This window comes from Pseudoalteromonas sp. JC28 (assembly GCF_013319255.1).
Taxonomy (GTDB): domain Bacteria; phylum Pseudomonadota; class Gammaproteobacteria; order Enterobacterales; family Alteromonadaceae; genus Pseudoalteromonas.
Window position 1 is genome coordinate 425393 of record NZ_QOKX01000003.1, and the last position, 14321, is coordinate 439713.

A 14321-nucleotide genomic window follows, 5' to 3' on the forward strand; every position below is an offset into this window, starting at 1 on the left:
ATGGCACAGGTAAAGACCCCCCTAAATAAGAAACAGCTGTTAAAACATGTACAAGCGTTTGTGCAAACACCGCTTGAAGACAAGCTAGATGCCAACCTTATTGAACTTGGCTTAGACTCAATGCATATGATGCGTTTGGTCAATCAGTGGCGAAAACAAGGCGCAAAAGTGACCTTTTCAAAACTGATTGAACAACCAGTTCTTAGCGACTGGATAACACTTTTATGTACGCAAATTGATACTGATGTCGAAGTTACTGAAGCCCCTAAACTACCCGATATAGATCCCTACGCAGAGTTTGAGCTCACTGACGTGCAATATGCCTATTGGATTGGTCGCCAAGATGAGCAAGAGCTTGGTGGCGTCGGTTGTCACGCCTATCTGGAAATAGACAATCAAGACATCGATCCAATTAGGCTCGAACAAGCTTGGCATGCACTTTATCACTATCATCCCATGCTACGTGCGCAGTTTACTGAATCTGGTACCCAGCAAGTGCATTCACAGCTTCCCACTCCGGGGCTTGCAATTAACGACTTTAGGTCACTAACTCTTGATGAGGCAACTAAAGCGGCAGAACAAATCCGCAGCCGTCTATCACACCGAAAATTAGGTATTGAGTATGGTCAAACCCTTGGGCTGGAATTGAGTTTACTTCCCGAAGGAAAATGTCGGATCCACTTTGATGTAGATCTACTGATCGCTGACGTGCAGAGCTTAAATATCTTATTGAAAGATCTTGCGGTGCTTTATCATGGCGGTACACTCAACACGGATCCACACTGGAGCTTCGCAAAGTACCTAGCGTTTGAAAATGCACAAAATAAAGATAAGTTTGAAGCAGACAAAGCTTATTGGCAAACGCGTTTAGCAACTCTACCTTCGGGCCCACAGCTTCCCCTTCGTTGCGACCCTCGAGCGATCACTCGACCAACATTTTCTCGCCGTTTGCACACCTTGAGCCAGTACCAGTGGAAGACGCTTAAAAATACCGCACAACAGCATCAAGTGACGCCCGCTATGTTGCTCGTCACTAGTTATGCGTACGTACTTGCCAAATTTAGTACCGAGCAGAAATTCACACTGAACTTACCACTTTTTGATCGCAAGACTCAGCACCCAGGCATTGAAAACGTGGTTGCCGACTTCACCAATCTATTGCTTTTAGATTGTGATTTTAGTGAAGCTAAAGGTTTTATTGATCATACAAAAGCAATACAAAGCCAATTTCACCAAAACGTTGCACACAGTGATTATTCCGCAGTGCAAATCCAACGCGATTTAGTAAAACACGGTTATGCACAGGGTGTGAGCGCACCTATCGTATTTGCCTGTAACTTAGGCACCCCACTTCTGTCGCAACAAGACACGGTATTGGGTCAATTTAACTATATGATCTCGCAGACGCCGCAAGTGTGGTTAGACCATCAAGTGTATGAAGTTGATGAAGGTTTGATGCTGGCATGGGATGCTGTGGATGAGATTTTCCCAGAGTCGCTAATTGATTCCATGTTTGCAAGCTATGTTGCATTACTTGAAAACCTAGCGGCAAATAGCAGCGCATGGCACGCATTACATCTTATTGACCTGCCAGAGTATCAGCAAATCCAACGCAAAGCAGCCAATAACACCGATGCACCTTATACCCCACATACATTGCATGAAGCATTTTTTAGAGGTGCTCAGGTACACCCAGATAAGACTGCATTAATATTCAACACCGAACGGTTAAGCTATCGCACCGTCGCAGAAAAAGCGCTACGCATAGCCGCTTATTTGAAGCAACAAGGGCTGAATGGTGCAGAACCTGTAGCCGTAACATTACCCAGAAGCGCTGAGCAGATCATAGCGATACTTGGAGTACTGGCAGCCGGTGGCTGTTATGTGCCTATAGGACCTCACCAGCCTCAATCACGGCGAGAAAAGATCCATCGAACCGCAGAGGTCAAGCTAGCAATTGCTATTGGTGACGATCCAGAACATGACCCAGCAGTAAAATGTATTGATATTCAACAAGCGCTTTTAGCTGAGCCACTTGAATCAGCTGTTATCACAGACCCTGCAAATCCCGCCTATATCATATTCACCTCGGGCTCTACAGGTGAACCCAAAGGGGTTGAAATGAGTCATCAGGCCACTGCCAATACCATTTATCAGCTCAATAAAGACTATCAAATTGGCCAAGATAGCTGTGCGCTCGGGGTTTCAGCGCTTGATTTTGACCTTTCTGTATATGATATTTTTGGTTTGTTAAGTGTTGGCGGACAGCTAGTCGTTATTGATGAGCAGCAGCGCCGTGATGCACAAGCATGGCTTGAGCTGGTACATCAACACAAGGTAACTATTTGGAACTCTGTTCCGATATTGCTAGATATGCTTTTGACCACGGCGGAACAAGATAGCCGCCAACTGCACTTTGAGCAGGTGATGTTGTCTGGTGATTGGATAGGCTTAGACCTTCCTCCTCGGCTACAACATATCAGCGCCACCAATCCACCTATTATTGCAATGGGTGGCGCAACAGAAGCAGCGATTTGGTCAAACCGGTGTGAAGTTCGCTCACCACTGCCACTGCATTGGCACTCAATCCCATACGGTAAACCTCTGCCAAACCAAAAATATCGCGTTGTTGATAAGCACGGTCAAGATTGCCCAGACTGGGTTCCTGGTGAGCTGTGGATTGGCGGTATTGGTCTAGCAACTTGTTACCGTGGTGATAGCATACAAACGGCAGCACGCTTCGTTGAGCAACATGGCGAGCGTTGGTATCGCACTGGCGACCAAGGTCGTTACTGGCCTGATGGCAACCTCGAGTTTTTAGGACGCATCGATCATCAAGTTAAAATACGCGGGCATCGTATTGAGTTGGGTGAAATTGATACAGCCCTTGCCAATATTAATGGTGTTCAGCGCGCTGTTACCGTGACCATTGGCGAGCCTAAAAGCCTAGCGAGTGTTGTGGTCTTAGCTGCTCAAAACACGTTAGATAACGCTGCCATACAACGCCAATTACACAAGCTACTGCCAGATTATATGGTGCCAAGCCATATCGAATTTGCACCGCAGCTGCCACTCAGTAGCAATGGTAAAATAGACCGAAAAGCACTTGTCAACCAGCTGGCTGCCACGCAGCAGCAGTGTGCATTGAGTTTAACCGCGCCGCAAACAGACAACGAAAAATGCCTTGCCAATATATGGCGGTCTTTACTGGGGATTGAGCAAATCGGTCAGCAAAGCCATTTCTTCGAGTTAGGTGGAGATAGCTTAATTGCGACTCAGCTTATTGCAAAGCTCAAACAACAAGGTTTGGCATCTCCAAAACCACTGCCCGACTTATTCTCATCTCCTCAATTAAGCGCCTACGCAGCGCGTTTAGAAAGCATCGCGCCGATAACAAAACTCGAAATAGTGCCAGATCTAGATAATCGTTATGCACCATTCCCTCTCACCGAGGTACAACGTGCTTATTGGATGGGCCAAACACCGGGATTGCCGCTTAACTGCAGCACTTTGTATTTGCTAGAATTGGAGGGAGAAAATGTCGATATTCAACGTATGGCAAAAGCTTGGGACCAACTGGTTGAGCACCATGAGATGCTGCGAGCAGTGATCACACCAGACGGTCAGCAACAACTGCTGTCTCATTTACCTGCGGTGTCTATCGCACAAGTGAGCTTGAAATCAGAAACCAATAATCACGCCAATGCTGCTCGGGATCATCTCCACCAGTTTTGGCGTAGAATTTGTGAACAAGCGCTACAAAGCCACGACCAAAATGAGTCTGTGACGTTACCCAACCACCGTATTTGCGCCGTAAATTATGGTGCTAATAAGACCCGTTTAGGGATCATTTTTGATTACTTAACGCTCGATGGGTTTAGCATTAAATTGCTGCTAGATCAGCTTGCAAGCCTTTATAACGATCCCGCTTATCACTTGCCTGAGATTAATGTTTCGTTTAGAGACTACGTGATCCAAGTGCAACACAATGATGCTGAGCGTATAGCTGCACAAGCATACTGGCGAGAACAGATTAATACCTTACCACCTGCGCCACAATTACCACTGGTACAAGACCCACAAAATATTACTAAACCTGAATTTGTGCGCCGCGAAGCACAACTAGATGCGACTACTTGGCAAGCACTTAAGAATAAAGCGAGATCCTATGGCATTACCCCTTCAGTACTACTATTAACGGCCTACAGCAATGTGCTGAGGCGCTGGAGCGAAGGTGATCACACGCTCAATTTAACCCTGTTTGACCGCCAAGATGTGCACGAGCATATCAATAAAGTGTTTGGTGACTTCACCACATTAGCCCCCATCGCATTTCGTAAAAATGTTGGTGACTCATTATTGGCACAAGCGCAGGAAGCGCAGCTGCAAATTGCACAGGCTATTGAACACAAAGCAATTTCATCCATTTGGATCCAGCGCGAACAAGCTCGCCATAGCACACTCACATCAGCAGCGCTGCCTGTGGTATTTACCAGCACCTTGGGTCTTGGTGGCGGCTTATTTGAAAACTCAAACGGCGATTTCCCCAAGATTGTACCTGGAGGTTTATCACAAACACCGCAAGTTTGGCTCGACCATCAATTATACGAATTTGATGGTTCACTTATTCTATCTTGGGATGCGGTGGATGCACTTTTCCCAGCCGGTATGATTGATGACATGTTCAACAGCTATGTTGGTGCGCTTGAAAAGCTGTGTCATAGCAGCTGGGAAGAGGAGTTGTCCTTACCATTACCTGATGCACAAGCGCATACACGTCTCGCGGTAAATCACACCGAACGCCCACAAACACCACGCACTTTGCACCATGCTATTTTTGCGCACGCACAGCAAAATCCCTGCGACACGGCACTGGTATTTGAAAACTCGCATGTCAGTTATGCACAGCTATGTGAGCAAGCGCTCTGTATTGCAGCGCTATTGCAGCAACATCAGCTCGAACCAGCAGAACCTGTTGCAGTCACTTTGCCACGTGGCATAAATCAAATTGCGGCTATTTTGGGAGTTATAGCTGCGGGCGGTTGTTACGTGCCAATCGGGATCCATCAGCCTGCGAGCCGTCAGGCAAAAATACATCGCATAGCAGGGATCCGATTAGTGCTTACTGACAGTGATCACTTAGAAGTCGAATCCATCGAGTCAGTGATAAGGTTGGACGTGGCTACAGCAAGTACACCACAAGCAATGCCTATAGAAGTATCACCAGAACAACCTGCATACACTATTTTTACCTCGGGCTCGACTGGTGAACCAAAAGGGGTGGAAATGTGCCATCAGGCAACCGCAAACACCATAGATCAAATCAATCAACTCTATAAAATTGATAAACATAGCTGTGTATTAGCAGTGTCTGCAGTGGATTTCGACTTGTCGGTATACGATATCTTTGGCTTACTCGGTGTGGGGGGCCAAGTTGTGTTGCTCAGTGATGAAAACCGCCGCGATGCCAGCGAATGGTTACAGCTCGTGCACCAACATAATATCACTGTCTGGAACTCTGTACCCGTCCTGCTGGATATGTTGCTCATCGTTGCAGAGCAAGATGACAGGCAACTGCCTTTCAAACAAGTGATGTTGTCAGGTGATTGGATTGGCCTAGATATTCCACCGCGTTTACAAGCCAAAAATAAAGCTGAAGTTCCACTTATCGCTATGGGTGGCGCAACAGAAGCAGCTATTTGGTCGAATTTCTGTGAGGTAAGAGACGACATTCCAGCTCACTGGAACTCCATTCCTTACGGTAAACCACTACCGAACCAAACCTACCGTGTCGTCGATGCCTACGGACGCGACTGCCCAGATTGGGTTGCAGGTGAGCTATGGATAGGTGGCGCAGGCCTTGCTAGTGCGTATCGGGGAGATAAAAAGCTCACAGCTGAGCGCTTTGTCAACCACGAAGGTACTCGTTGGTATCGTACCGGCGATAGAGGTAGATACTGGCCAGATGGCAACCTTGAGTTCTTAGGGCGTATAGATCACCAAGTGAAAGTACGCGGTCATCGTATTGAACTGGGTGAAATTGATACGGCTCTCGCCCGTATTAAAGGCATTTCTCGTGGAGTGGCATTAACCATTAGCGAGCCTAAAATGTTGGTTGCTGCACTGGTAATGGATGAAAGCACGGAACTGGATCTCGATGCAGTAAAAACAGAACTTGCTCTTTCTTTGCCAGATTATATGGTACCGAGTCACTTCTTAGCCTTAAATGCACTGCCACTAAGCGCTAATGGGAAAGTAGATAGAAAACAACTTGCTACCCAGTTTGACGACCAACTTAGCGTTGAAGTGGCTGTAACAGCGCCACAAACAGATAACGAACTTCAAGTTGCACAGCTTTGGAAAGACTTACTTGGGGTTGCCAATGTTGGCCTAGAAAGCAGCTTTTTTGCACTCGGTGGCGATTCGTTGGTCGCGACCCAATTCCTAACTCAGCTCGCCCAACAAGGGTTGTCGACCAAGCAACCTTTACGCACTTTGTTTGCCAGCCCAACGCTTGGTGCATTTGCAGCAACACTTGAGATGCATGAAGCCACACAGTGCAAGCAAATTGTAGCTAGACCCGAACATCAGTTTGAACTATTTGCACTGACTGAAGTACAAAGTGCTTATTGGTTAGGCCAAACCCCGGGCTTCCCGCTTAATTGCGGCACTCACTACTTACTCGAACTCGATAGTTTAACGCTTGATACCGAGCGAATGATGCTCGCATGGAAAAAGCTGTATGCACGCCATGATATGTTGCGCGCCCAAGTGAGCGATAATAACCAACAGGTTGTGTTGCAGCAAAGCGGCATACCAAAATTGGATATCGATCCAATGACTTACACCTGTTTAGAGCAAGCACGAACGCAAATTCACGCATGGTGGCAAACTAAAAATAGCCAACATTTACATGATGCGATAACGATTAAAGTTGCAAGATATCAAGCGGGTGAAACTGAGCGTACGCGTCTTGCTTTGATGTTTAACTACATGACACTAGACGGCTATAGCATCATGTTGTTATTGCGCGAATTCGCTGCTTTATACCAAGCGCCAGATACTGAACTAACGCCACTTTCCTTAACCTTTAGAGACTATGTCACCCAAGTTCAACATAGCCAGCAAGCCACAGATGAAGCCCAAGCATACTGGCAAGAACGTTTACCTACCTTGCCGGATGCTGCGGCACTACCACTGGCACAAGATCCACTGCAAATTGAACACAGCGAATTCTCTCGCCGCAGTGCAAGATTGCCAAAAGCCAAGTGGCAAGCCATTAAACAAGCGGCTCGCTCGCAAAATGTAACACCAAGTATTTTAGTGCTGAGTGCCTATGCGGAAGTACTCAGTCAGTACAGTGGTGGCCATCCACATACCTTAAATTTAACTCTATTTGATCGTCAAAATGTACATCCAGAAGTTGGCAGTATTGTTGGTGATTTTACGTCTCTGGCCCCCCTTGCTTACCACCCTGACGAGCACATCACAATTGCTCAACATGCAAAGCAACTACAAGAGCAACTTGCTGATGTACTTGATCACCGAGCAGTTTCATCAGTGTGGGTGCAAAGAGAGCGTAGCCGAACTATGGGGCGCACCGCAGCTGCATTGCCCATTGTCTTTACCAGTACGTTAGGGATGGCTGACGACTTACTGGCAGACTCTTTCAATGAAGATTTACCGCAATTTACCGATGGCGGATTGTCAGCAACCCCACAGGTTTGGCTTGATCATCAAATGTATGAGTTCAGAGGTGAGCTAATTCTATCTTGGGATGCCGTCGATGCACTGTTTCCAGCTGAGTTGCTAGACAATATGTTTAGCCGTTTCTTAACATTACTGGACGAAGTATCTATTTCAACGGATACAGCATTTAGCCACGCATTACCCAAATCTCAACAGTTGGTGCGAGACCGAGTAAACAACACCTACGCTGAACAAACGCCTCGTACTTTGCACCAAGCGATGTTTGACTATGCCCGTCAGCACCCCGATACCGTTGCGCTGATAGCTGATGAGCAAATAGTGACCTATGGCCAATTGGCAGATAAAGCACTGCGTATCGCCCACTTACTTACTCAACGAGGATTATCGCTAAGTGAAGCGGTGGCAGTGAGCTTGCCAAGAGGGGTAGATCAGGTTGCTGCCGTATTTGGCATTATGGCCGCTGGAGGCTGCTATGTGCCAATTGGTATTCATCAACCCACCAGCCGTCAAGCGAAAATTCATCGCACTGCGGGGATCCGTTGGATACTTACGAACGAAGCACACATCAACCAAGACGTTGAGCAGGGTGTCACTCGCCTCAATGTAACGGATGCAGAGGACTTTACGCCACTGGCAACCCCCTTGACAGTAGCAACAGATGCACCCGCATATGTGATCTTTACCTCAGGTTCTAGCGGTGAACCCAAAGGGGTCGAAATGTGTCATCAAGCGACTGCAAATACCATTGACCAGCTAAATCGCCACTATGCTATCAACAGCAATAGCCGAGTACTTGCTGTTTCTGCATTGGATTTTGATCTCTCGGTATACGATCTATTTGGCTTGTTAAGCGTTGGCGGCAGTGTTGTATTACTCAATGAGGCAAGCCGTAGAGACGCAGCTACGTGGCTTGAACTAGTGCATCAACATCAAGTCACTACTTGGAATTCAGTGCCGATATTGCTCGACATGCTACTGGTCGTTGCTGAAAACGATGCACGCCCACTGCCATTTTCGCAAGTGATGCTATCGGGTGATTGGATTGGCCTAGATTTACCGCCAAGATTACAAGCCAAGACTCACTCACAGATCCCATTAGTTGCCATGGGTGGTGCCACTGAAGCAGCCATTTGGTCAAACAGCTGTGAGGTAAAAGGTGAGTTGCCTGAACATTGGTCATCTATTCCATACGGTAAACCGCTCCCGAACCAAACATATCGTGTGGTAGACCCATGTAGCCGTGATTGTCCAGATTGGGTTGCAGGTGAACTGTGGATCGGCGGTATGGGCCTTGCCACTGCCTATCGAGGAGACAAAAAACTTACAGCTCAGCGCTTTGTGATGGCTGATGGTAAGCGTTGGTACCGCACGGGTGACCGCGGTCGTTACTGGCCGGATGGCAACCTCGAGTTCTTAGGCCGAATAGATCACCAAGTTAAGGTTCGCGGACATCGCATTGAGCTTGGTGAAATCGACGCCGCCTTGGCTCAGGTTAAAGGCTTAAGTCGCGGTGTTGCACTAACGATTGGTGAGCCGAAAAAGCTCGTTGCCGCCTTTGTTAAGGAAGCCCAAGCCACGCTAGATACACAGGTAATTACTGCACAACTGGAACAGCAACTTCCAGAATACATGGTGCCCAGCCATTTATTAGAACTTGAGACATTACCGCTAAGCGCCAACGGTAAAATTGACCGAAAGCAATTGCTCAATGAATTTATGGCATTGGAGCTAAAGCAAGCTGAGTTCGAGGCGCCTGAAGGTGAGCTTGAAGAACAACTTGCAAAAATCTGGCAATCACTTTTAAAACGCCCTCAGCTCTCTCGTCACGACGACTTTTTTGCCATAGGTGGTGATAGCTTGAGTGCAACACAGCTTATCCAAACACTACAACAACAACACATTATTCCAACATCTGTGTCACTTACAGCACTATTTAGCGCCCCAAGTATTGCCAGCTTCGCTAATGCCATAACACAAGCTTGGCGTGACCTAAGCGGCACAACCTGTGACACAGATGAACTATTTGAAGAGGGTACATTATGACAATCGCCAGTATTATCGCTGACTTCGAAAGCCGCGGCGTTTACCTGTGGGCCGATCAAGGCAACTTAAAATTTAAGGCCCCTGCTGGAGTAATGACAGCAGCACTAAAAACACAATTACAAGACAACAAAGCAGCGCTTATCGACTATTTAAGCGACCCTGTAATGGCAGCTATAGAGCCTAATTATGCAGACCGCTATCAGCCGTTTCCACTAACCGATTTACAGGTCGCTTACTTAGTTGGCCGTAACAATGCCGTTGAGTATGGTGGTGTTGGCTGTCATAGTTACATTGAGTTGGACCTACCGAATATTGATGCAAAACGCCTGCAAACGGCTTGGCACAAGTTAGTTGAGCGTCACGATATGCTACACGCTATTATCAACCTTGATGGTACTCAACAAATTATCGCACAGGTTACGCCAAAAGCGATCCGCGTGCATGAGTTTGTAGCGCTTGACCAGCAAACTCGTCAGCAAAAACTATTAGGCCTGCGTGAACAGCTGGCTCACCGCCACTATCAACCGGATAAATGGCCACAATATGACTTACACCTTAGCCAAACCGGTGAAGGGTCAATTCTACATTTTTCTATCGACTTGCTTATCGCCGATTTTGCTAGCATTCAAATTATGCTCGCCGAGCTCGGTGAATTATATAACCATCCAGAGCGTGCTCTTGCGCCTCTGGGGGTTTCGTACCGAGATATTGTTATCGCACGCAAAGCCTTGTTAGAACATCCTAAAACAGCACAGCGCTATGAACAGCACAAAGCCTATTGGCTAGAACGCATTAAAACGCTGCCAGCTCCTCCCGAGCTACCAAGAGCAAAAAGTACAGGCAACGAGGAAAGCGTCGCGTTTTCTCGCTTACATTTTAAGTTAGACCCCACCCTTTGGCAGCGCCTTGGCGAGCGAGCGGCAAGGCATAAACTAACACCTTCTAGCCTTGTATTAGCCGCATTTACAGAGGTAATTGGACGCTGGTCTCGCCATCCTAATTTTTGTTTAAACCTCACCATGTTGAATCGCGCCAATGTACACCCAGATGTCCGTGGCGTAGTTGGCGACTTTATCGCAGTAAACGTGTTAGGGGTATCGCCAGATCCGCAAGCAGGTTTCGCGAAGCGGGCAAGTCAGTTACAGCAACAACTTTGGCGTGATTTGGAACACAGTGACTTTACTGGCGTTGAAGTATTACGAGCTATGAACCAAATACAGCAAAGCAATACCATAGTACCAATTGTCTACACTAGCACCCTTGGTTTGTCAGGTGATGAGTTAGACAGCAACCAATTTATGCATGATGCACAGTTGCGTTACGGAATTACTCAAACGCCGCAAGTCTGGCTTGATTGTCAAGCAACGGAGCGCAGTGGAGAGCTGATCGTAGATTGGGATATCCGTCAAGGGATTTTCCAAGCCGGTGTGATTGAGCAAGCACATCAAGCATTTTGTGAACTATTACACGGGCTGGCTAATAATGAAGCACTATGGCAGTCCACCAGCCCGGTGAGTTTGCCAAAGCAAACGCAAGTACACATCACCGCGCTAAACGACACCAAAACAGAGCAAGCTAAAGGATATTTGCACTCTGGATTTGCACGACATGTTCTAGATACCCCTGATCAAATTGCGGTGATCGACCAAAACGGCGAAATGACTTACCAACAACTTGCACAGTTGGCACTTCAAATCAGGCTCACCTTTGTCGACTCGGTAAAACCGAACGACCATATTGCAATCGTATCAGACAAAAGCACACAACAAATTGCAGCAGTGTTTGCTGTATTGTTTGCCGATTGTGTGTATGTACCTATTGAGGCAAAACACCCGCTTGCTCGTCAGCAATCAATCATCGCTAACTCAGGCGCCAAAATCGTACTCACAGAGTTGCAATATGCTAACCTAGACTTTGGCTCTGATGTCACTGTTATTGCATTAGATCAATTACTACCGGCTATTCCGCAGCAGGACCTTCAAGGTTTATTGGAAATATTCACGCAACGTCGACAGCAGCAAATTTTTGTCGAAGCGCCAGCTTATGTAATATACACCTCCGGTACGACAGGTCAGCCAAAAGGGGTGCAGCTATCGCACGGCGCAGCACTGAATACCGTGCTGGAAATTAATCGCCTGTATGATATCAACCCGAAAGATAAAACCTTAGGACTGGTGAGCTACGGCTTTGATCTCTCAGTTTGGGATATCTTTGGTACACTCTCAGCTGGAGCGACTTTGGTATTACCAGCTCAAGAGCTGCGAGGAGATCCAAACCACTGGCATCAAGTGATCGCCAAGCATCAGGTCAGTCTGTGGAATTCGGTGCCTGCGCAAATGCAAATGCTGATGACCAGTTTGCCATGGGCGGAAGATCAGACGCTCAGTACACTTAGGCTGGCCATGCTTTCTGGCGATTGGATCCCTGTCCAACTCGCACAGCAAGTAATCCAACAACTGCCTCATATTGACCTGAACAGCCAAGGTGGCCCTACAGAAACCGCGATTTGGTGTATCCAGCACACTGTCAAAGACATCGCGGATGATGCTGCTTCAGTACCATATGGTAAGCCACTAGCAAACCACCAAATTCACATTTTAAATGACCGACTAGAGCCTTGCCCAACTTGGGTCACCGGCGAAATGTATATTGCAGGTGATGGTTTGGCATTAGGGTATTTAAACGATAAACAAAAAACTGCTGAGCTATTTATTAAACATCCACAAACAGGTGAAAGGCTTTATCGCTCTGGCGATTTAGGCTGCATTATGGATGACGGCATCATTGCCATTCAAGGGCGCGAAGATGGCCAAGTCAAAATCAATGGTCATCGTATTGAGTTGGGTGAAATAGAGTCAACTATTGCCGCACACCCAGCTGTAAAAGACGTCGCGGTGGTCAATCTATCTACTGATGGTAACTTAGCTGCGGCACTGGTTGTCAAAGAAGTAACCGATAGCGAAATCATGTTCACTGAATTGGGCACCTTACTTAATGACAAGTTGCCTAAATACATGTTACCGACGCATTTCTTTACCTTAGACACACTTCCTCTTAGTCAGAACAGTAAAGTTGATAGAAAACAGCTTAAAGTACAACTGACGCAATTACAGCAGCAACTGACAACACAATATGAAGCACCATTTGACAATCATGTTGAGCAAACCGTGGCGCAAATCTGGCGTGATTTACTCAACGTGACGGAGGTATCGCGTCACGATGACTTTTTCCAACTTGGTGGTACCAGCTTAAATGCCATCAACCTGCTAAGCGCATTTCTAGCAGCAGGTTTTGATGCAGATATTGACCTGATTTTCAATCATGCCGTATTCAGCGAAATGTCCGAAGCACTGGCAAAAGCAAATGAAGCAAAACAAGCATGGCTTGAGAGCATTGATTTAAACCGCATGGCTACTGAAGCACTCGAAGGCCTTGCTGATGCCCTACTGTATGATTCGAATTCCGAACCAAAAACCCTATTATTGACTGGCAGCACGGGGTATTTAGGTAGCTATGTTTTGCGCGAAATATTGGATACTACGGATTATCGTATTCTATGCTTGATGCGCTGTGATGATATTCAGCATGGATTCTCACGCTTGGAGCAGGCCGCAGCAGAAAAAGGCCTGCCTACAGCTATACCTCACGAGCGTATTCAGATAATCAGCGGTACTATGTCTGAGCCTTACTTTGGTTTAAGCAATACAGACTATCAAGCTCTGAGTGCACAAGTGGATGTGATAGTTCACAATGCATCGATCATTAACCTCATGGATCCGCTTTCTGCTCTTTACCCAACCAACGTCGAAGGCGCCCGTGAAATTATCCGCTTAGCAAGCTCGCATCAAGTGAAGCCAGTGCATTATATTTCTACTATCGGAGTACACCACGCGTTACCAAGTGATGTACCTCAGCCTGTGGTAGAACATACCCAAGTGGTGCCATGGCGTGAAGTGGAGTTAACGTATGAGCAGTCAAAAATTATGGCTGAAACCTTATTTACTGAAGCGAGAAGACACGGCGTACCAGTCAATATTTTACGTCCCGGAACCATCACTTGGGCAACCACAGAAACACCCTTTATTAATGATGATGCATTCTTAAAATTTTATCGTGCTTGCTTGAATATTCACGCCTATCCTGCGTCCGAGCTGGCGGTAAACATTGTTCCCGTAGACTATGTGGCAACCTGCATCACGGCCATAGTGAAAGGTGCGACGGGCCAAAACAGTAACTTCCACTTAGTGTCAGACCAAAGTACCGATGTAGCACAGATCTATAATTGGTTTAACGAACTCGGTTGCGATATTCAACCACTTGATTTTATAACATGGAAAGACAAACTCAATGACAACTTTGTGCGCAGCTTTGTTGAGCTTTACTTCAAGCAAGGTATGGACTCAGGTGGTCACCACCAATACGCCACAGATAACCTAAAATCCATATTGGCCCAATTCAGTCTCCCAAACTTTGCGGTCAGCCGCGATTACCTCAAGCCACTTACACAGAAGTACAACAATGCTTAATACCACATACACCAACAACAGTGCGTGTTACCGCATTTTTAA

2 protein-coding genes are annotated in these 14321 nt (G+C 46.8%); both read left to right on the plus strand.

Translation table 11 applies throughout. The features are described 5' to 3' along the window. Positions 1–9753: a non-ribosomal peptide synthetase gene (locus tag DS891_RS09575; RefSeq protein WP_174169657.1), complete on the plus strand. Its 9753-nt coding sequence runs from the start codon at positions 1–3 to the stop codon at positions 9751–9753. Further along, positions 9750–14279 carry a non-ribosomal peptide synthetase gene (locus DS891_RS09580; RefSeq protein ID WP_174169658.1) on the plus strand — a complete coding sequence of 1510 codons (4530 nt, stop codon included), beginning with the start codon at positions 9750–9752 and terminating at the stop codon, positions 14277–14279. Before DS891_RS09575 ends, DS891_RS09580 begins: the two co-directional genes overlap by 4 nt. Positions 14280–14321 lie beyond the last annotated feature (42 nt).

Excerpts from the sequence above, each read along its gene's own strand:
- DS891_RS09575 (WP_174169657.1), top strand. The coding sequence starts at position 1 with ATGGCACAGGTAAAGACCCCCCTAAATAAGAAACAGCTGTTAAAACAT.
- DS891_RS09580 (WP_174169658.1), top strand. The coding sequence starts at position 9,750 with ATGACAATCGCCAGTATTATCGCTGACTTCGAAAGCCGCGGCGTTTAC.